Here is a 21,543-nt window from a genome sequence, read left to right as displayed (position 1 = left end):
TTTTTTAAAATTCTTATTTGTGAGAGAAAAGGTGTTAATTCTTTCTGATCTGCGTGCTGGTGATATTGGTAGGGTTTGTGGATATTATACAGGTAATATATTTTACCGACAAAAATTGCTTGCCATGGGCCTCGTCCCAAATACTCAATTTTTAGTAATTCGAAAAGCTCCTCTTGGAGATCCAATTCAAATACAAGTGCGTAATTTTTACCTTATTCTTCGAAAAGATGAAGCTATGCAGTTGATAATTGAACAGGTATTTGGATGAATAATCATTTCGTTGTGTCTTTGGTTGGTAATCCAAATTGTGGAAAAACCGCTGTATTTAATGCATTAACGGATAGTTATCAGCGTGTAGGCAATTGGCCAGGAGTAACAATTGACGTGAAACATGGATTTTTTCAACACCAGAATTTGTTGGTTCAGGTAGTGGATTTGCCCGGAATTTATTCAACTAATATAACATCAGATGCGATCGACGAAAAAATCACTTGTCAATATTTATTGTCTAATAGGTTTGACATCATTGTAAATGTTATCGATGGAAGCAATCTTGAACGTAATTTATATCTTACTTTGCAGTTATTAGAAATGAATGTTCCAGTAATTCTGGCCGTAAATATGATGGATGTTGTAAAAAAACGTGGTTTAAAACTAGATCTCAAACAGTTCAGTGTATTATTAGATTCTCCAGTTATCAATTTAGTTGCCCGAAAACATCAAGGGATTAATTTTTTAAAGAAAACTATTTTGAGATTAAAAAAAAATCCTTATCTTTCTAAATTTCGTTTACCACTACCAGATGCAATTCATAAATCAGTGGATTTGATTACACGAAACATATCCTTCGATAATAATAATCAAACTTTTTTAATAGAGACGATAGCGCTACGTTTATTAGAGGGTGATTGTCTAGTTAAAAAGCTATTTAGAGCATCATCTTCTGTTTTAAGATTGATTAAACACGAAATTGATCGTATTAAAACTACATTTCATGAAGAACCCGATATTCTAATTGCTGATACGCGTTATATAGTCATTAATCAAATAATAAAAGAAGTAATACAATTTACAAAAACACCGCAAAAGTCGATAACACAACGGATAGATCGTATTGTGTTAAATCGATTTTTAAGTGTTCCAATTTTTTTTGGAATCGTATACTTAATGTTTGTATTTTCCATTAATATCGGCGGTGCTTTTCAAGAATTCTTCGATATTGGTAGTAAAACTATTTTTGTCGATGGACTAGTGCATATATTAACACTTTTGAAATGTCCAATTTGGGCAATCAAATTTTTAGCTATCGGGGTTGGAAAAGGAATAAATACTACTGTTACATTTACTCCTATTGTTGGAGGAATGTTTTTATTTCTTACTTTTTTAGAAGATTGTGGCTATATGGCGCGCATCGTTTTTGTGATGGATCGTTTTATGCGAATGTTAGGGTTACCTGGAAAATCATTTATTCTAATGATTATAGGTTTTGGCTGTAATGTACCAGCAGTGATAGGATCTCGTATATTAGAAAACCGATATGATCGAATATTAACAGTTATCATGACACCGTTCATGTCTTGTGGAGCTCGAATGGCTATTTTTTCTGTTTTTGCTAGTGCTTTCTTTCCAAAGAATGGTGCCTTTATTATTTTCGTTTTATATTTAACAGGTGTTTTAATAGCTATTTTCTCTGGTTTAATTTTACGAAGTACGCTTCTTCCTGGAAAGCCTGCATCTTTAGTAATGGAACTGCCTATGTATCACATACCTCAATTAAGTTCTTTGAGTTATCACACGTGGCAACGATTAAAAAATTTTCTATTCCGAGCCGGACAATGTATTATTCCAGTTTGTGTGATTATTAGTATTCTGAATTCGTTTACCATAACAGGAACGTTAGTAAAAAATGTTACTCAAGAAGAAACGTTATTGTCGACTATCGGTCGTGTAATTACACCTGTATTTTCCCCTTTAGGAATAAAAAAAGATAATTGGCCAGCTACAGTAGGTTTAACAACAGGTATATTAGCAAAAGAAGTTGTAATAGGAACTTTAAACGCTCTGTACAGCAAACAAAATCATTTAGACACGCAACAAATACTCTTATCTGATTTTAATTTTTTAAAAGAATTACATAACGCTATTTTATCTATACCCAAAAATTTAGTTCAATTAAACAATATTTTTACAAATCCTATGTTGATACAGTCGTCACATAAAATGAACAAGATAGTGTATAATACCATGTATAAACAGTTTGGTGGGAATACTGCCGCATTTACTTATCTTTTGTTTATTTTATTATATTTTCCATGTGTCTCAACGGTAGCAGTAATGTATCGTGAAGTGGGTAAGAATTGGGCTTTATTTTCAATAATGTGGAGTACAAGTATAGCTTATATATTGTCTGTGATGTGTTATCAATTATTAACAATTTTTCAACATCCGTGGGCTACTTTATCATGGGTTTCTGGTTTAATTACCGTATTAATAATTATTATCATTGGATTAAGATATTGTGACTTTATAGACAGAAAATAAAAACGATATTAATGGATTAAGACTAAAATAACTCCCATTTTAGAAACTAAGACATTAAGAACACGAGGAAAATATAAATTGCTTCTATCTTTGAAGGATTTCTTAAAAAAACGTAAAACCATTAGCTTACAAGAATTAACCTCATATTTTTGTAAAAATCCTCAAATAATACGTTGTATGTTAGAACATTGGATACGAAAAGGAAAGGTAAGTCGACTGATAATAAAATCAGTAAGTTGTAATAATAATAAAAGATGCCAATCTTGCCTTTCTCAAATTTCTGAAACTTATCAGTGGATTGATAAGCAAACCTAACTTATTATACCTTTGGTGAATTTTGCATTACTTATTTTAATTGATTATTAGCGTTATGTATTTAACGAGCTCATAAGAGCAACAACTGCTATGCTATAGAATCTAACTTTTCTAAAATAAAATTAACTCAAAATACAGTTGATGCTTATTTTTTTAACTTCACACCATATGAATTACTACATATCTTTTTTTACAGAGATAAGTAATTGTCTTATAGGATTGTTGAGAAAATAAGATTGATATTTTTGTAGAGAGAGTAAACGCTAGTTTTAAAATTATTTATTTATATCATTTTGTTCAGATCATAAAATATGGGAAGAGGTCCATGCATAGTTGGCAATATCTGTTAAAAGGAGCTATTACTGATGTTGGCGAGTTATATCGAGAAGTGACTCTCAACGCAAACAATTTGAAATTGCTTTCACAACAAACTCAAAAAAAAATAACAGATCAATTTCCATTACTAGTTCCTAAGGCATTTGTTACCAGAATGGAAAAGGGGAATCCAAAAGATCCGCTATTGTTACAAGTATTGCCTCAAAAAAAAGAATTGGTGAATTTCCCTGATTATCAGATAGATCCTCTTAATGAGAAGCAATCCAACATAATGCCTGGTCTTTTACACAAGTATTACGGACGTGTGTTACTTACTCTCAGTGGAGCTTGTGCGATTCATTGCCGTTATTGCTTTCGTCGGTATTTTCCATATAAAGAAAATACACCAGGAAAACGCGGATGGAGTCAGGTTTTTAATTATTTAAGGTCAAACACTTCTGTCACTGAGGTTATTTTAAGTGGTGGAGATCCTTTGATGATAAAAGATGACACACTAATTGAATTTATCTCTTCTCTCGAGAAAATAACACATCTTAGACGTCTTCGTATTCATACACGTTTGCCTATCGTTATTCCTGAAAGAATTACGGACACTTTTCTTAACTTGTTAAATTGTACGCGATTATTACCTATCATTGTTGTGCATTGTAATCATCCCAATGAAATTGACAAATCGGTTATAAAATCTTTGTCTTCTTTACAGAAGACGAGGGCAACTTTACTTAATCAATCTGTTTTGTTAAAAGATATTAACAATAAATCGGAAGTTTTAATTCGTTTAAGCGAGGATTTATTTGAAATCGGAGTCTTACCTTATTATTTACACTCTCTCGATCGAGTACATGGAGCCGCACACTTTGAAGTAAGTGAAATAGAAGCAAGATGTCTGATTAAAAAAATGATGAAACGCCTTCCAGGTTATCTCGTTCCTAAATTAGTACGGGAAAGCACATCTGCTCCGGCAAAAGTACCTATCTCTATACTATAATCATCTACATTACTTTTATCTTAGTATTTTATAAAAATCACGTTAAGTAGAGAATATGGATTTATAAGAAACTAATAAGTGAAAAGAGTAGACTTACTCAGACAATTTCATGCTATAAATACTAAGAAAACGATTCTCTCACAATACAAAAAAACTACGTAAAATTAAAAACATAAAATCCCATGTGTTGAAACACGATAAAACTCGACAATATGCGAACATCTAAATTAATTGTCGAATAGCTTTTATTTCCCTTTGGTAGTTTAAAGAATGAAATAGTCCAGATCCTAACACAAAAAAATTAATTCCAGCTCGAGAAATTTCTGCAATATTATTTAATTTTATTCCACCATCAATACCAAGCATTGCTTTGCTCTTCGACTTTTTTAATAAACGTCTTGTAGATACAATTTTTCTCATACTACTGGTTATAAAAGACTGGCCGGAAAAACCAGGGTTTACAGACATTAGCAAAATCAAATCAACTTCCCTCAAGATAGACAGCTGTAATGATACTGATCGTTTTGGATTAAAAGCAAGACCTTTTTGCATTCCAGCCCGATCAATTAATGCCAGCGTTTCTTCTACATTTTTTACTGTTTCTGGATGAAAAGTAATTAAATTGGCTCCAGCACTTGCAAACGCCTTTATAAATTTATTGGGATTATCTACCATCAGATGTACATCAATAGGAATAGCAATTCCTGATTTTCTTAGTGCTTCACACACCACAGGACCAAAACTCAAGTTAGGTACAAAATGATTATCCATTACATCAAAATGAATATAGTCAACACCGGCTGCGATTACCTGTCTTACTTCTTCTCCTAAACGACTAAAATCAGCTGATAAAATTGACGTTGAAATAATTTTTTTTTCTAAAATCACTAGAGTCTCTACGCGTTAAATATGCTGAAAATTTTGCTTTTAATATACTTTAAAAAGACAAAAAGAGGGATACGATTACACTACTGGATTATTATGACATATTTAACTAAGTTATTAATAATAATAAGCAAAATAATCAGCAAGTGCTTAATCAACAACTATTGAGCAATATTATTTTGCTTATACCTTGCCAACATTAAAACTATGTGACCTCTGCCTTAAATTAAAAAATAGACACAGAATAATGAATATTAAAGATAATGTTTCATGTGAAATTAAAGAAAATCGTTCAGACAAAAATTCTAGTCTTACGCTGTTTTTTATTATAATAAATACACTAAAGCAAGCGATAAAGGCAATAAACACACAAAAATTCTTCTGTTTAATTGATAGTCAGTGACCAATAATTAATATTTTTCTATTGATTTACCAATCGATTTTCTTAAAAGAAAGTAAAAAATCCAGTTCAACAGAACTAATAACATATTAAAGCTGTTAGAAATATGTTAGTAATGCTTTTTATAGCCTGGCTACACTGGTAACTCGCGCATATCAATGTCATTTGACATGCAACAAGATAAATTATAATAAAAATTATATTATAAAATCTATGCCTAACATTTATTTCTATAGAGACACAAGATCTAATATTTTGGAATTTTGAATGCGAAACATAAATCTCATATATTTGAAGCATTCGATATTTTATAAAACGCAAAAATTAATTCTCATGCGAGTAATAATACTTCTTAACGGTTTACATTGAATAATTATATATTTGATTTTTCAGTAATTTTGATATTTTTATGAGGAAAGATCTCGTGTGCTACATGTCTTATATTTATTGAACAACCTTGTTTACTAGAACTAGCTGAAAAGAAGTATTATACGAAGCATTCTCCTTTATCAAATAAAATACGATTTGATGGTGATAAGTAAAAAATAGTTTGCCTATCTCTCACGCTATCTTTAGTATACAAGTAAAATGGCTTTCGTAATGATTCAATCAGGAGCTTATTAACAAAAGGAAAGGCGAGAGTTTAAACTAAACGTGGAAATCAAGGTCTATTAACAAAAAGCTCTTTTTTAAGTAGTAGTTTGCCTTTGGTGTATTAAACTTTCATTTAAGAAATTTTTCTAAAATGTCAAATGTCGCTATTACTTGTTTAGACAAATCACAACAACAGCGTGCAATAGAACTTGCTGAAGAATTAAAATTATCACTAGTATTACCTACCACCAAGAATTTTCCTGTTTTATTAGCTGTAACATCTACTCGTCTTGAATTACATCTAGTTACTTCTAAATTACCTACTGCTGGTCCAGTATACGTAGATTTTCTTAATAAGGTGTTAACTAATCGTAGACTATGTAATAATGGCAGTTGTTGTCGACGAAATCAATTAATTGCTCGCGCTATTGGCTTAAAAACTCATTCTAATTTATCTGTCTTAGATTTAACAGCTGGATTAAGTCAAGACGCTTTTATACTTGCCGATCTTGGATGTAAAGTGACTATGCTCGAACGTAATCCAATCATCGCCGCATTGTTAAAAGAAGGTTTACATAACGCAATAACATCAACAGAATGGTTTAAATTATTACATTTAAAACTAATTGAAACAGAGGCATACAATTATCTTTTAGCGCCAAACACTCCTTTTTATGAAGTCATTTATTTAGATCCTATGTATCCAACTAAAAAAAAATCTGCCTTTTCTAAAAAAGAAATGCGAATTTTACGTCATGTTGTTGGAGAAGATAAAGACGCACATCAACTCCTAAAAACAGCTTTAAAGAAGGCAAAAAATCGTGTCGTTGTCAAAAGACCAAGAATTTCTCCTAAATTAGGAGACATATGTCCCACCTTCTCCTATAAAGGTAGAAGCAGTCGATTCGATATTTATTTAACTTGCTAAAACTACCTTATATCTAAATAAAATTTCTATGCTGAAAAAGAAGAACCACAACCACAAGTAGTTTTAGCATTTGGATTACGAATCACAAATTGGGAACCATTGACGTCCTCACGATAATCAATTTCAGCTCCGATAAGATATTGAAGGCTTACAGGATCAACCAAAAGCCTCACCAATTCCATTTGATGACAATATCCAGTATCTTTATTTTTCTCGTTTTCTTTTTCTGCAAATTTTCTAACGGTTTTTTCAATAATAAAATCATCAGGATTTACAGTCTCATCAAAAGCAAAATTATATTGAAATCCAGAACAACCTCCACCTTTGATAAAGACACGAAAATTAAGACCAGACTTACTTTCCTCATTAATTAACTCTTTTATTTTACGAACTGCAGCGTCAGTAAAGGACAAAGAAGACTTTTCAGATAATACTTGCGACGTGTTGCTATTCATAAACCGCATTATCTAATGTATAAAGCATAAACGTCAACTAATAATGGAAATTGCATACACATTAAAATAAATTTGCTCATCTTATTTTTTAAACAGCAGTTCATCTCTCAAGAGCATGCGTAAATTAATAATATACTACGTCTCCATCATTTGAAAATCTGCTTTCATTGCACCACATTCGGGGCATACCCAATTTCCCGGCACATCGCTCCACTTTGTACCAGGAGCAATGCCATCTTCAGGCCAACCTTTTTCCTCTTCATAGACAAAACCACATAATAAGCATACATATTTTTTAAACAAGACAAAAACCTCTCAATCAGAGAACAATTGAAGTCATCAAGCACTGTAAATTTTAACATCTAAATCTAGTCTATAATTGACAAATAATTTTTAGAACCATGCTTCATCATACTCCAAGAGTTATACAGAGAATCAAACATATCCTCGCGTCAATGACGATATTTTGTAGCTACTCCAGATTTACAGTAACAGTATATCGAACTCTCAGACTATTAAAATATATTTATTTTTTATTTTTAATACATTGCTTTTCTACGTGTTTTAAAAGATTATTTAATATTTCGCGCAGTCATTGTTTAAACAAGTAAGATTTTATTTTAATACTTCTACAAAGATCTATTTTCAAAGTTATTTGAATCATTGCAGAAATACAGATGGTACAAGTACAATTATAAGATCTGAATTTTCCGAGATATTGAAAGAAAACTTGTATGCATAAATTTTATCAGTACAATACGAAATATCTGTTGTGGATAGCAGAAAAATTTAACTTGTAATTTAAGTTATTATAGCTTTTCAATTTACTTCGAATATGACACTGAAAAGTATTCGTTATACAAATTTTAATAATATTTATCTTATTGGTCCTATGGGGTCTGGGAAAACTAGTGTAGGTAAACAGCTTGCTCATTTGACTAAAAAATTTTTTTATGATGTAGATGTCGAAGTTGAAAAGCACGTTGGAATAAATATCGCGGAAATTTTTAGGAGAGATGGAGAAAAAAGTTTTCGTAAGCAAGAAGTTAAAACGATTGCCTCTTTATGTAAACTTAACAATATTGTTCTATCTACTGGAGGTGGATCCGTATTGATTAACACTAATCGTCAGCATTTATTTAACAATGGAATTGTCATTTACCTAACGATCCCAGTAGAAGTACAATTAGAACGCATTTCCAAAAGAGCCGATACCCGTCCTCTTCTCGTTAAATACAGTTCAAAAGAAAAACTGTATCAGCTTAATAAAGAACGTGAACTTTTATACAAAATTCTTGCAGATTTTGCTTATTTAACAAGTGAAGTAAAACCTCATCAACTAGCCTTGAAAATTTTGATGGACATTCAAAAAGTTTACAAATCAACTTATGCACACTGATTGTATTTTTGTTAATGCAAAGCAATCCTCATATCCTATCTATATTGGGATAGATCTTTTAAAGAAAAAATCGCTTCTTTATCAATACATCAAGAGTCGTCAAATAATGATTGTAACTAATAATACAATCGCCTCATTATATCTCACATCATTAAAAATGATTTTTCACGATTTTCAATGTGATCAATATCTTTTACCAGATGGAGAGCAATTTAAAAACATCAGATATTGGCAAAAAATTCTAAATAAATTAATCACAAACAATCATCACCGAGACACTACTTTAATCGCACTAGGAGGAGGAATCGTAGGTGATTTAACTGGTTTTGTTGCAGCTTGTTATCAACGTGGTACAAATTTTATCCAATTGCCAACAACTCTCCTTGCCCAAGTTGATGCCGCTATTGGAGGTAAAACTGCTGTAAATCATCCAGCTGGAAAAAATCTTATTGGAGCGTTTCATCAACCTGAAGCAGTAATCATTGATTTGAATACACTATACACATTGCCTATACGAGAGTTTAATTCTGGAATTTCCGAAATTATTAAGGTTGCCCTTATTTGTGATAGAGAATTTTTTTTTGACCTTGAGAAAAACATTGCCTTTCTGTTAAAACGAGACCTTAATTATTTGCAAATTGTCATTAAACGAGCTTGTAAAATTAAAAGCAATATCATAAGCATTGACGAAAAAGAGAAAATTAGTGGCTACCGTACCCTATTAAATCTTGGTCACACCTTTGGTCACGCTATTGAGTATCTTTTGGGTTATGGATACTGTCTTCATGGAGAAGCTATAGCGGTTGGCTTAGTACTGTCAGCTCAACTATCTCATAGTTTAGGAATGATTAGTGCTTGTGAAGTAAATCGTATCAAAAACCTATTGCAACGAATTCCATTACCTACTCGATTACCAAGAACAATTATCAAAAATTCTTTAAATGTTTTGTTGTCAATTATGCATAGAGATAAAAAAGTAATCAATGGACGTTTACACTTAGTTCTTTTAGATCACATTGGCCATGCCATTGTCTCAGATGAAATCAATGATAGTACTTTAAAATTATTTTTTTCTAGTTTGTATAATGATTCTACTTAATGGTGCAAAAAGATGCGCATAATATTAAAAAGGTTCTTAATAAGACCTTATTTTCTGTTTTTTACATCCGTTTTCGCTCATTTTATTTGTCACAGGTGCATAAATTTCTGTAAAATATACTACTTTCGATAAGAAACCAATATTAGATACCGAATGTAGATTTGAGAGAGAATAAAAAGATAATGTATAAACTTACTATCTTTTTCTTTAATTGTTTTCCTTAAATATTAAGGACTTTTATTATAAGAAATAGACTGTCTTTATCACTATAAAATAGAAGTTTTCCATTCTCCTAAATAACTTCTCAAAAGCACACAATGACCAACATATTATTTTTTTACAGTCGCAGTTATTTAGGAGAAAAATAAATATGGAAAAATACGCGATTATCGGTAATCCTGTTGCTCACAGCTTATCACCCATTATTTTTCAAGCTTTCGGAGCACAAGTGCATAAGATATTTTGCTATATAAAAATAGAGACATCTTTAAATGGTTTTGCTAATGCATTGAAAAAATTTCAAAAAATCGGTGGCAAAGGGGTGAATATTACTGCTCCTTTTAAACACAAAGCTTATAACATTTCAAATAAAAGTAGCCAAGAAGCAAAAGAAGCACAAGCGGCAAGTGCTCTATTATTTCTCAATAACGGAGCAACTATCTACAGTGTAAATTATGACGGTCTAGGGTTAAAAAAGGATCTTGTACGTTGTAACATCAATCTCACTAGAAAATCGATTCTAATCGTGGGGGCAGGAGGAGCAGTATCTGGTATCTTAGGATCATTAACCAATGATGCGATATCGTCAAAGATTGTTATAGTCAATCGTACAATCTCTAAAGCATATAAACTAGTTTCATATTTTCGTTCACACAACCTATTGCAGTGTGTAGGTTATAATGATTTACAACCAACACCATATGACGTCATCATTCACGCCACTAGCTTAGGGCATCAAGGTAAGCTTCCCCCGTTGCCATCCGCTGTTATTGGACCGAAAACTTGTTGTTACGATCTTTCTTATGGAAGGGCTGCTTTACCATTTTTACAATGGGCCAAATCTAAAGGTGCTAGTAAATGTTTTGACGGTTTAGGTATGTTAGTAGAACATAACGCCGCCCTCTTTTATTTATGGTTCGGAATCTATCCAAATACATCGTCTGTTCTTAAAAAGTTGAACGATTTCTGCACTTTCTCGATCTAGATCCGAAACAATTTTTAAAAATAACACTTCCAGTTTGCACTTCCGTTCTATGCTATAAAGACCAATCCTAGAAGAACAAAAGAAACCACGCCAAGTCAAAATGAAACCCCTCTACCTTGCTTTATAGAAATATGCAAAGTTGTTTTTTATACAATCATTATTCTTCCTTAATTGTTTCAGTCTTTTTTGACGACGTTGTTATCTTTTCCTCACTTTGAATACGCTGGTAAATTTCCTCTCGATGTACTGGAATATACTTTGGCGCATCGATACCAATGCGCACTTGATTACCCCTAACTTCTAAAACTGTTATAATAATCTTTTCATTAGAGAGACTACCTTTCATGACAGTTGAAGATGAATGTATTAAAGTTTTAGCTGTTTCACTCTTTTCGGTTTTTTCATCGTTACCATTGTTACCGATGATTAAACGCTGACCCAATGTTCTCGTTAGAACTAACATGATGAACTCTTCCTTTATCTCACTTTATCTCAAAAAGCCGTTCTATTAGAACGACAGCAATTTCTCATTTTACAATTTTACTAAAATTTTACTAGTAAATACAAAAACATACATCCTAAATTAATTAATCTCTAGATGAATGCTAAAACAGCGAGCCATTATACCCAGGACAACAAGAAGTGCAAGAGTTTAATTTCACGATTATTTATAATCTTTTATAAATTTTAACATAAGAAGACGTTCCTACAAGAAGGATGTCCGCGGGACGATGGGTAAAAAGTCCGTTGCTAACTATACCAGGAATGTTATTTAGAGTTTTTTCTAATTCTACTGGATTAACGATATCTAAATTATAAACATCTAAAATAATATTACCATTATCAGTAATAAACCCTGAGCGATAAACAACACTCCCTTTCAGTTTAGCAATTTCACGCGCAACAAAGCTTCTAGCAATAGGAATTACTTCAAGAGGTAAAGGAAACTTACCTCCTAAAACATTAACTTTTTTGCTTTCACTAACCATGCAGATGAATTTTTTAGCAGCAGTAGCAATTATTTTTTCTTTAGTCAGTGCACCACCTCCGCCCTTTATAAGATAGAAATGCTCATTATATTCGTCTGCTCCATCCACATATACTTCTAAATCTGAAACGGAATTGAGATCGATTAAGGGAATACCTTTTTCTTTAAGAAATTTTTCTGTAGCAACAGAACTGGCTATCGCCCCCTCAATTTTCCGTTTCATACCAGCAAGCGCATCGATAAAATAACCAACTGTAGAACCAGTTCCGATGCCGATAATATCAACATTTTTAACATATTGAACAGCTTCTAGTGCTATCATTTTTTTGAGATTTTTTCTTAACATATTTGTCTATTTTAATTAGAAGTTCTGAATCTTACATGTCAACCAGTAGAATTATTACAGTTGATGATATCAATGTAGATTCTTAAATTTACTTACTGTGCATAAAAGCTGTTTATTTTGAAAAATAAAACTCATACACAATCAGTTAGAACAATACCTTTTTGTTTCAATAAAGATGCTATTTTTGGTTCGCGTCCACGAAAAGCTCTAAATAAACGCATAGTGTCTTCAGAACCACCAGATTCTAAAATGTAAGTTAAAAACTTCTTAGCACTATGAGAATCAAATATTCCTTTCTTCTTAAAAAGAGAGAATGCATCAGCAGCCATTGTTTCCGACCATTGATAACTATAATACCCTGCTGCATAACCACCTGAAAAGATATGAGAAAAACTATTTTGAAATCGATTAAAATCTGATATAGGTATGACACAAGTTTTTTTTCGTACTGCATTAAGAATTTTTTGTACTTGATTTTTTATAGCGGGATCAAATTCTACATGCAGGTACATGTCAAATAGCGCAAGTTCTAATTGGCGCGTCATTTGCATAGCTGCGTGAAAATTCCTAGCACTATATATGCTTTGAAGCAATGCATCAGGCAAAGCTTTACCGGTTTGATAATGTTTAGTGATCATAAGCAGTGATTCTTTTTGCCAAGCCCAGTACTCCAAAAATTGGCTTGCCAATTCTACAGAATCCCAAGGTACACCATTTATTCCAGAGACTTCCAAATAATTAATTTTAGTGAGCATATGCTGAAGAGCATGGCCAAATTCGTGAAATAACGTCACAATTTCATCGTGACTCAAGAGAGCAGAACACTTATCTATAGGTGGACGGAAATTACAAGTAATAAAAGCAACAGGAATTTGAATATCTCCATTAGGTAATTGACGCCTTGAACAAGGATCATCCATCCATGCACCATTTCGCTTATTTTCACGAGCATAAAGATCAAAATAAAAATAAGCACATAATTGATCTTTTGCGTCGTATACTGAGTAACAGTGTACATCAGGATGCCAAACATCCGCATCGGATATAGACCTTATTGAAATTTGAAATAATCGATTGACAATGTTGAACAATCCTTGAATAACTTGTGCTTCTGGGAAATATGGCCTTAAATCCTCTTGGGAAAAGGTGTATTTCTTCTGATATAATTTCTCAGATACATACGCAACATCCCATGGTTCTAATTTTTTAATGTTAAATTCTTTTTTTGCAAATACACAAAGTTCTGTAAATTCTTTTTTTGATACCGGAAGAACATCTTCTATCAATTGATGTAAAAATCCAATAACTTTTTTGGGGTCTTTAATCATCTTATTGAATAGAGAATACTGAGCAAAATTTTTAAAATTAAGCGATCGTGCCAATTCCAAACGCGCGTTAAGAATATTTTCTATTATGACTGTATTATCCCATCTTCCAGCATCCGGCCCCTGATCTGATGCACGAGTAACAAATGCTGTTGACATTTCTTTCCGTAACGCTCGAGAATCAGCATATTTCATAATAGACAAATAAGAAGAGCTTTCCAAATTAAATATCCAACCACATTTTAATGCTTTTTTTTCTGCTGTTTGACGAGCTAGCATTATTGTATGAGGCGGCATACCACACAAATCATTTTCATTTGTAATGTACTTATACCATCCTTGAGTAGCATGTAGAACATTTTCTTCAAATTTATCCTGAAGTTGTAATAACATTTCAGTTAATTTCACAACGTGTTGTTTTTCTCTATACGGTAAATTAATTCCTGATAATCTAAAGCTACGCATCTTATTATCGATGACTCTACGTTGTATTTTATTCAATTTTTGATGCTCTTTATCATCTGTCAATGACTGAATAGCTTGGTAAAGACCAAAATGGTGGCTAATTTCAGTAAAATATTTTGATAATTTAGCAAGACATAAACGATAGACTTCGTGTAAGGTCTGAGAGTGAGTTACTGAATTGATATGATTAATTGGTGCCCAATAGCGATGCAATTGATCGTCAATGTCTTCTAAAGGTTGTATTAAAGTTTTCCATGTATGATTGTTCCCAAACATCACAAGATAATTAATCCTATTTCGGCTATCACTGAGTAATTGACTTAGAAATGCTTCTACATTGCTTAGTATAATGGAATTAAACTGTGGTAAATGAGTTCTAATGTTCTTTCTGCTCATGCGCGACATTATACAACGTTTTTGAAGCGAATAAAACGCACGAACAAAATCTATAAAAAAGCATTTGATTACTCTAAGAAAAAGCGGAGCTGTACTTTATGAGCAATAACTTTACTTAACAATAAAGATTTATACTTATAAATCCTAATTACATATGCTCTATCCAACGTGTAAACCAATATTAAAAATTTAAAGATTGCTTAAGTAATAACACTAAATTTGTTTAGACACGCTCTTGCTAATACCATAGAAAATTTATATAATCTTGCGTGGTTTTGATCGTTTTTTATGGTGGGGTTTTGTACAAGAGGTACTTTTAACGAAAAGACCAAGGGTTTTTGTGTGATTGTTTATCAGTTGGCAGGACTACAAACGATTGCTGCTATCATCATAGTCCTAGGATGGTGGTGGATTCGAGGATTGATGGAAGGTCTGTCTGTGTTCCTAGGGGGTATAACTTGCCTTCTACCTAATCTCTGTTTTGCCTATCGTCTATTTGATATTATCAATACTAAAGTAGGAAAAAGGATTGCGATTAATTTCTTTTATATAGAAGGGTTAATTAAATTTGCGTTAAGTGCTAGTTTGGTAATTATGGCAATTTTGTGTACCCCGATCTCTATTAAACCGTTTATTATTGGGTATATTGGTAGCCAGCTTGGACTTTGGTTTGTACCATTAATGATAAAATCCGTACAGTACAATGTAAGAGATAGCAAATAAATAGATATGCTACAAATCAATGTGACATCAGCCGAATATATTCAGCACCATATGATTCATTGGAATTTGAATCTGCGCAATTTTACGTTTACAAATGGTGGGTTTTGGACGCTTAATCTTGATACTCTTATAGTCTCTGTAGTACTTGGCTTCTTTTTTCTTACTTTTTTTTATGCGATTGCACGAAGTGCAACAGACAGCGTGCCAGGAAGATGGCAAAATTTTGTGGAAATGGCCGTAGAAACGGTTGATAATACAGTTAAAGATTCTTTTCATGGTGATCGAAAATTGATAGCGCCCTTAGCGCTGACTACCTTCATTTGGGTATTTTTAATGAATTTCATGGATCTTATCCCTGTAGATTTGATACCACGTGTAATCAATTTTTTTAATATAAGGCATTTTAGAGCAGTGCCTACAGCAGATCCCGTTTTAACTTTTGCTATGTCAGTTACCGTTTTTATTTTAATTATTTTTTATAATTTTAAAATAAAAGGCGCTATTGGTTTAATCAAGGAAATTTTAACTAGACCTTTTGGTTGGTATTTTGCGCCAATTAATGTAATTTTTCGTTTAATTGATGAAGGAGTTAAACCAATTTCTTTAGCATTGCGACTTTTCGGAAATCTGTTTTCAGGAGAATTAATTTTTATATTAATTGCATTGCTACCTTGGTGGAGTCAGTTGACATTAGGCGTAATTTGGACGGTATTTCACTTATTGGTTATTATAGTTCAGGCATTTATCTTTATGATGCTAACAATTGTGTACATTAGTCTCGCAACAGAATTTCACTAAACATATCGAGAGGAAAAATTAATGAATATTGCTCAATTAATCTCAAATATACAAGGACTTTCAGCGATCGCAGCAGGATTGTTTATTGGGCTTTCAGCGATGGGGACAGCCATAGGATTCGGTATACTAGGAGGAAAATTTTTAGAAGGTGTAGCTCGACAACCAGAACTTTCAACTATGCTGATGATTCGCATGTTTTTGATGGCAGGATTAGTAGATGCATTTGCTGCTATTGCCTTAGTAATGGGTTTAATTTTGATTTTTGCTCGTAATCCATTTTTAGATGCCGCAATAAAAGCCATCAGCAAAACTACCATAAACTAATATAGCTTAAGTAAAAATAGAAGAGATTTAAAGAATTATTACAAAATGGATATTAATGCATCGTTGATTATTCAAATGCTAGTTTTTGCGATTTTTATTGTACTGACAATGAAATTCGTGTGGCCGTCGGTGATGCAAGCCCTTGAAAAACGCCGTAAGAACATTGCGGATGGATTAGCTGCCGCAGAAAAAGGATACAAGAAACTTAAGCTTTCAGAAAAAAAGGAAAAAGAATCTTTAACAAGAACTAAAGCACAAGCAATGAAAATAATTGAACAAGCACATCAACGCGCTAATTACATTATTTTAGTTGCTAAAAGTAAAGCACGTGAAGAAAGAACACAACTCTTACAATTAGCAAAAAATGATATCGATCAAGAATACAATACAGTAAAGATTAAATTACTTAAACAAGTTTCCGATATTGTAGTAGAAAGCACTCAAAAAATCTTACAACGTGAAGTAAATAAAGCAAGTCATGATCGTTTACTTGATGAATTAATTAGTGACATTTAACGTGGTCCAATATTTCACACTTTCAAGACCGTATGCTCAGGCTCTTTTTATAGAAGCCAAGGAGAGTCGCCAATTAAATTTCTGGTTAAAAACGCTTCATGTTCTTTCGATACTAATTGAGCACAGATCAATAATTGCAATAGTTAGAAATCCAAGCATTCCGAATGAAAAGGTAAAAAATATATTGCTTAAATTACTTAGTGAAATTAAGCTAGAAGCCGATTCTCTCTTAGAAGAAAAATTAGGAAATTTTCTTCGATTATTAATAAATAAGAGAAAATTAATTCTTCTACCTAGTATTACTCTGCTCTACAAAAATCTATTAAATAGTTCTAGAAAAATACTGGAAGCCACAGTCGTGTCAGCTATTCTCTTAAATAATAATCAGAAGAATAATATTAAGAAGAAACTAGAAAAACGTTTTAATACCAGAATTAAACTAAAAACTGCAATTGACGAATCTTTAGTAGGTGGCGGTGTTATTTACGTTGGTGATTGGGTCATGGATGGTTCAATTAAAGGAAAGATAGCTCGATTATCAGAAAATTTGAAAGAGGCTTGATTTTTATGGCAAATCTATTACGAGCAAATGAAATCAGTGAAATTATTAGATCACGCATTAAATCATTCAATATTAAGCCTGAAGAGCATACAGAAGGTATCATTATTAATCTTAAAGATGGCATCGTACAAATTTACGGATTATATAATGTTATGTTTGGAGAAACGGTCGAATTTCCAGAACACACTTTAGGTGTGGCGTTTAATCTTGAACGTGACTTTGTCAGTGTAGTCATAATGGGTTCATATAGACATTTAAAGGAAGGAATGAAAGTCCGTTGCACAGGACGAATTTTAGAAGTCCCTGTAGGAGAAGCTTTATTAGGACGAGTGGTAAATGCTTTAGGTAACCCTATTGATGGTAAAGGCCCCATCAACACCTTTCTTACTTCTCCAATAGAGAAAATTGCACCCGGAGTTATTACTCGAAAGTCTGTAAATACACCTTTACAAACTGGAATTAAAGCTATCGATGCGATGATTCCTATTGGTCGTGGTCAAAGAGAATTAATCATTGGTGATCGTCAAACTGGAAAAACCGCTATCGCTATCGATACGATCATTAATCAAAAGAATACTGACGTGAAATGTATTTATGTTGCAATTGGACAAAAGCAATCTTCGGTGGTATCTGTTGTCCGAAAATTGGAAGAGCACGGAGTTATGAGAAAAACTATTGTTGTCAATGCAAGTGCTGCAGAAGCACCTGCTTTACAGTATTTGGCTCCTTATGCAGGATGTTCGATGGGAGAATACTTTAGAGACCGTGGGCAGGATGCATTGATTATTTACGATGATTTAACTAAACAGGCATGGGCATATCGTCAAATATCTCTTTTATTGCGTCGTCCGCCCGGACGTGAAGCTTATCCTGGTGATATTTTTTATTTGCATTCAAGATTATTAGAAAGATCGGCTCACGTTAACGAACTTTATGTGGAAGAATTTACAGAGGGAAAAATAAAAGGAAAAACTGGTTCTCTCACAGCGTTACCTATTATTGAAACCCAAGCAGGTGATGTTTCTGCGTTTATTCCAACAAATGTGATATCAATTACAGATGGTCAAATTTATTTAGATGTTAATTTATTTAATTCTGGTATTCGTCCTGCTATTAATGTCGGTTTATCTGTTTCTCGAGTTGGTGGTGCTGCACAAACTAAGATTATTAAAGCATTGATTAGTGGTTTACGTATTGCTTTAGCACAATATCGAGAACTAGAAGCTTTTTCTCAGTTTGCATCCGATTTGGATGAAACTACTCGTAAACAATTAGCACATGGTCAGCGTGTAATAGAAATACTAAAGCAAGTTCAGTATCAACCCTTAAGTGTCGCAGAAATGGCCATTTTATGGTATTTTGTGAATAATGGCTATTTAAACGCCATAGAATTAAAAGAGATATCAAGTTTGGAAAGATCTTTATTAAATTTTCTTCGTAGTCAACACCAAAACTTATTAGATGAAATTAACAAACATCTACATTATTCTAATCAAATAGAAAAAAAGATCCAAACTGTTTTGGAAGAATTTAAAAAGATCCAAATATAACTATTGTAGTCGGAGTATTAGGTTTTTCACAGTTATGTCTAAAGAACAAGAGATACGCAGTAAGATTGTTAGCATCAAAAATACACAAAAAATCGCAAGAGCTATGGAACTTGTGTCAGTGAGTAAAATGCGAAAAGCGCAGAATCGTATGATTACGTCTCGTCCTTATAACGATAAGATTAGAAAAGTTATTAGTCATATTACTAAAGGTCATATTGAATATACACATCCTTATATGACGTACCGTGAAATAACACAGCGCATAGGTTATGTTATAATAAGTACTGATCGCGGTCTATGCGGTGGATTAAATATTAATTTGTTTCGTATGTCTTTAACAGAAATGTATCGATGGCAAAAAAAAAATGTTGAAATAGATTTGTGTATTATTGGACGAAAAGGTGAAAATTTTTTTCAACGCCGTACTGGAAATATTATAGCTATCTCTAATCGTCTAGGAGATACACCAAGAATGCAAGATATCATTGGGATAGTCAAAGTAATATTGGATCGATTTAACGAAAAAAAAATAGACGCTGTTTATATCGCTTGCAATACATTTGTAAGTTCATTAGTTCAAAAACCGATTATATATCAATTACTTCCTGTGATAACCAATGAGAAAATAAAAGAAACAGCAGATTATTGGGATTACATTTATGAACCAGACTCTTCTAAAGATTTACTGGAAACTTTATTAGTTCGATACATTGAATCACAAGTATATCAAGCTATTATTGAGAATATTGCTTGCGAGCACAGCGCTCGCAGAATAGCTATGAAAAATGCGACTGAGAATTCCAAACGATTAATCGACGAATTACAATTTATCCGCAACAAAGCACGTCAAGCTTATATAACACAAGAAATTATAGAAATTATCTCAGGAACTGAAGCAATAGTAGAATAGAGATGATTAGAAAAAAGGACAAGAACATGATAGCGACCGGTATTATTATCGAGATTATCGGCTCTGTAGTTGATGTAGAATTTCCAAGAAAATCTGTTCCTAGGATTTATGATGCTCTTCAAGTTAGAGATAATCAATTAATATTAGAAGTACAACAACAACTTGGTGACGGTGTAGTTCGTACTGTTGCTATGGGGGTCACAGAGAGGTTAAGAAGAGGAACTACTGTAATAAACACAGAAAAACCAATTGAAGTTTTTGTGGGGAAAGAAACATTGGGTCGCATTATGAATGTTTTAGGAGAACCAATCGACCATGCTGGTCCTATCAATGCACGAAAGCGGTTACCCATCCATCGTTCTGCTCCTACTTTTACTGAACAATCGAATATCACGGAATTGTTAGAAACCGGCATTAAAGTGATTGACCTTTTATGTCCATTTACCAAAGGAGGTAAAGTGGGTCTTTTCGGTAGTGCAGGTGTGGGGAAAACTGTTAATATGATGGAATTAATTCGAAACATCGCTATTGAACATAATGGTTATTCTGTTTTTTCTGGTGTAGGAGAAAGAACTCGAGAAGGAAATGATTTCTATTATGAGATGAAGGCATCTAAAGTTTTAGACAAAGTGGCTTTAGTATATGGACAAATGAATGAACCTCCAGGTAATCGGTTACGTGTCGGGTTAACTGGGCTTACCTTAGCAGAGGCCTTTCGAGATGAGGGTCGTGATGTATTATTCTTTATAGACAATATTTTTCGTTATACATTAGCTGGTATGGAAATTTCCGCTCTTCTTGGACGTATGCCATCCGCCGTTGGCTATCAACCAACTTTGGCTGAAGAAATGGGTGTATTGCAAGAACGAATTACCTCTACTAAGACAGGATCTATCACTTCTATTCAAGCAGTATATGTACCCGCTGATGATTTAACAGATCCTTCGTCAGCAACTACTTTTGCTCACTTAGATTCCACGGTAGTGCTTTCGCGTCAGATAGCTGCACGAGGTATTTATCCAGCAATCGATCCGCTCGATTCCACTAGCAGCCAACTGGATCCAACAATTATTGGTGAAGAACATTATCGGGTCTCTCGAAACGTGCAAAAGATACTACAGAAATACGAAGAATTAAAGGATATTATAACTATTTTAGGAATGGATGAGCTTTCTGAAGAAGATAAACTTTCTGTTCACAGAGCTAGGAAAATTCAACATTTTTTATCTCAACCGTTTTTTGTTGCTGAGGTATTTACAGGAATCCAAGGCAAATATGTTGCGTTAAAAGATACAATTCGTGGATTCAGTGGTATTCTTAATGGGGAATACGATGCACTGCCAGAACAAGCCTTTCATATGGTAGGTACTATTGAAGATGCGATTGCAAAAGCTGAATATCTCAATCAATGATTATTGGATTAGTTTTTATGTTTATCCTAAAGTAGGCAAGGAGGAAATTTAGTGAGTTCTTCATCTAAAATAAGAAGTGATAGA

At 32.9% G+C, this 21,543-nt stretch carries 22 protein-coding genes; 16 read left to right on the top strand and 6 right to left on the bottom strand.

Going from position 1 to position 21,543, the window contains the following annotated elements; translation table 11 throughout:
- Positions 1-19: 19 nt before the first annotated feature.
- The 4 genes from Z664_RS00170 to epmB all read left to right on the top strand — a co-directional run bounded on the left by Z664_RS00170 (position 20) and on the right by epmB (position 4,180).
- Complete coding sequence (locus tag Z664_RS00170; protein WP_245591076.1) at positions 20-268, top strand: FeoA family protein; 249 nt, start codon at positions 20-22, stop codon at positions 266-268.
- The gene (feoB, locus tag Z664_RS00165; RefSeq protein WP_039669751.1) at positions 265-2,541 is read left to right on the top strand and encodes a Fe(2+) transporter permease subunit FeoB; all 2,277 of its coding nucleotides are present in this window, start codon (positions 265-267) and stop codon (positions 2,539-2,541) included. Before Z664_RS00170 ends, feoB begins: the two co-directional genes overlap by 4 nt.
- A 78-nt stretch (positions 2,542-2,619) precedes the next feature.
- A complete protein-coding gene (locus Z664_RS03055) occupies positions 2,620-2,856 on the top strand; it encodes a FeoC-like transcriptional regulator (RefSeq protein WP_084588719.1) in 237 nt (78 codons plus the stop codon).
- Positions 2,857-3,181: 325 nt separating this feature from the next.
- The gene (gene epmB / locus Z664_RS00160; protein WP_039669750.1) at positions 3,182-4,180 is read left to right on the top strand and encodes an EF-P beta-lysylation protein EpmB; all 999 of its coding nucleotides are present in this window, start codon (positions 3,182-3,184) and stop codon (positions 4,178-4,180) included.
- A 222-nt stretch (positions 4,181-4,402) separates the two neighbouring features.
- On the opposite strand, the gene rpe is transcribed toward epmB, so the two are convergent.
- Entirely contained in the window at positions 4,403-5,068 is a 666-nt protein-coding gene (gene rpe, locus Z664_RS00155; RefSeq protein WP_230206106.1) for a ribulose-phosphate 3-epimerase, read from the bottom strand.
- Positions 5,069-6,210: 1,142 nt separating this feature from the next.
- Here rpe and Z664_RS00150 point away from each other — a divergent pair.
- A complete protein-coding gene (locus Z664_RS00150; protein ID WP_039669749.1) occupies positions 6,211-6,987 on the top strand; it encodes a class I SAM-dependent methyltransferase in 777 nt (258 codons plus the stop codon).
- A gap of 26 nt (positions 6,988-7,013) precedes the next feature.
- Here Z664_RS00150 and erpA read toward each other — a convergent pair whose 3' ends face one another.
- Together erpA and Z664_RS00140 are read right to left on the bottom strand one after the other, a co-directional pair.
- Complete coding sequence (gene erpA / locus Z664_RS00145; protein WP_039669748.1) at positions 7,014-7,442, bottom strand: iron-sulfur cluster insertion protein ErpA; 429 nt, start codon at positions 7,440-7,442, stop codon at positions 7,014-7,016.
- Between the two features lie 135 nt (positions 7,443-7,577).
- The gene (locus Z664_RS00140; RefSeq protein ID WP_039669747.1) at positions 7,578-7,745 is read right to left on the bottom strand and encodes a rubredoxin; all 168 of its coding nucleotides are present in this window, start codon (positions 7,743-7,745) and stop codon (positions 7,578-7,580) included.
- Between the two features lie 532 nt (positions 7,746-8,277).
- On the opposite strand from Z664_RS00140, the gene Z664_RS00135 reads away from it, so the two are divergent.
- The 3 genes from Z664_RS00135 to aroE all read left to right on the top strand — a co-directional run bounded on the left by Z664_RS00135 (position 8,278) and on the right by aroE (position 11,144).
- Complete coding sequence (locus Z664_RS00135; protein WP_052246297.1) at positions 8,278-8,841, top strand: shikimate kinase; 564 nt, start codon at positions 8,278-8,280, stop codon at positions 8,839-8,841.
- Positions 8,831-9,940, top strand: a complete 1,110-nt coding sequence (aroB, locus tag Z664_RS00130) for a 3-dehydroquinate synthase (RefSeq protein ID WP_039669746.1) — start codon at positions 8,831-8,833, stop codon at positions 9,938-9,940. The genes Z664_RS00135 and aroB overlap by 11 nt, the downstream gene beginning before the upstream one ends.
- Positions 9,941-10,310: 370 nt before the next feature.
- Positions 10,311-11,144: a shikimate dehydrogenase gene (gene aroE, locus Z664_RS00125; protein ID WP_039669745.1), complete on the top strand. Its 834-nt coding sequence runs from the start codon at positions 10,311-10,313 to the stop codon at positions 11,142-11,144.
- A 157-nt stretch (positions 11,145-11,301) separates the two neighbouring features.
- Here aroE and Z664_RS03155 read toward each other — a convergent pair whose 3' ends face one another.
- From Z664_RS03155 to Z664_RS00110, 3 genes are all read right to left on the bottom strand, one after another.
- Positions 11,302-11,607, bottom strand: coding sequence for a carbon storage regulator (locus Z664_RS03155; protein WP_084588718.1), 306 nt, complete (start codon positions 11,605-11,607; stop codon positions 11,302-11,304).
- 205 nt (positions 11,608-11,812) lie between these two features.
- Complete coding sequence (gene rpiA / locus Z664_RS00115; protein ID WP_039669744.1) at positions 11,813-12,478, bottom strand: ribose-5-phosphate isomerase RpiA; 666 nt, start codon at positions 12,476-12,478, stop codon at positions 11,813-11,815.
- 131 nt (positions 12,479-12,609) lie between these two features.
- On the bottom strand, positions 12,610-14,544 hold the full coding sequence (locus tag Z664_RS00110) for a M3 family metallopeptidase (RefSeq protein ID WP_245591075.1): 1,935 nt from the start codon (positions 14,542-14,544) through the stop codon (positions 12,610-12,612).
- Between the two features lie 408 nt (positions 14,545-14,952).
- Between Z664_RS00110 and Z664_RS00105 the strand changes: the two genes are divergently transcribed.
- Genes Z664_RS00105 through atpD form a run of 8 tightly spaced genes read left to right on the top strand, consistent with a single transcriptional unit; the run spans position 14,953 to position 21,459 of the window.
- Positions 14,953-15,387, top strand: coding sequence for an ATP synthase subunit I (locus Z664_RS00105; RefSeq protein ID WP_052246296.1), 435 nt, complete (start codon positions 14,953-14,955; stop codon positions 15,385-15,387).
- 6 nt (positions 15,388-15,393) lie between these two features.
- On the top strand, positions 15,394-16,185 hold the full coding sequence (gene atpB / locus Z664_RS00100; protein WP_039669743.1) for a F0F1 ATP synthase subunit A: 792 nt from the start codon (positions 15,394-15,396) through the stop codon (positions 16,183-16,185).
- 21 nt (positions 16,186-16,206) lie between these two features.
- Complete coding sequence (gene atpE, locus Z664_RS00095; RefSeq protein ID WP_039669742.1) at positions 16,207-16,509, top strand: F0F1 ATP synthase subunit C; 303 nt, start codon at positions 16,207-16,209, stop codon at positions 16,507-16,509.
- 45 nt (positions 16,510-16,554) lie between these two features.
- Positions 16,555-17,025 carry a F0F1 ATP synthase subunit B gene (locus Z664_RS00090; RefSeq protein ID WP_039669741.1) on the top strand — a complete coding sequence of 157 codons (471 nt, stop codon included), beginning with the start codon at positions 16,555-16,557 and terminating at the stop codon, positions 17,023-17,025.
- Positions 17,015-17,587 carry a F0F1 ATP synthase subunit delta gene (locus Z664_RS00085; RefSeq protein ID WP_052246295.1) on the top strand — a complete coding sequence of 191 codons (573 nt, stop codon included), beginning with the start codon at positions 17,015-17,017 and terminating at the stop codon, positions 17,585-17,587. The genes Z664_RS00090 and Z664_RS00085 overlap by 11 nt, the downstream gene beginning before the upstream one ends.
- 5 nt (positions 17,588-17,592) lie before the next feature.
- A complete protein-coding gene (gene atpA / locus Z664_RS00080; RefSeq protein ID WP_039669740.1) occupies positions 17,593-19,137 on the top strand; it encodes a F0F1 ATP synthase subunit alpha in 1,545 nt (514 codons plus the stop codon).
- Between the two features lie 34 nt (positions 19,138-19,171).
- Positions 19,172-20,047 (top strand): F0F1 ATP synthase subunit gamma, encoded by an 876-nt coding sequence (atpG, locus tag Z664_RS00075; protein ID WP_039669739.1) that lies wholly within the window; start codon positions 19,172-19,174, stop codon positions 20,045-20,047.
- A gap of 2 nt (positions 20,048-20,049) precedes the next feature.
- Positions 20,050-21,459 (top strand): F0F1 ATP synthase subunit beta, encoded by a 1,410-nt coding sequence (atpD, locus tag Z664_RS00070; RefSeq protein ID WP_174401637.1) that lies wholly within the window; start codon positions 20,050-20,052, stop codon positions 21,457-21,459.
- Positions 21,460-21,543: the final 84 nt, after the last annotated feature.

It is taken from the genome of Coxiella endosymbiont of Amblyomma americanum (genome assembly GCF_000815025.1).
Taxonomy (GTDB): domain Bacteria; phylum Pseudomonadota; class Gammaproteobacteria; order Coxiellales; family Coxiellaceae; genus Coxiella.
The sequence above is the reverse complement of the archived record's forward strand: the minus strand, read 5'-3'. Positions and strand labels throughout refer to the sequence as shown.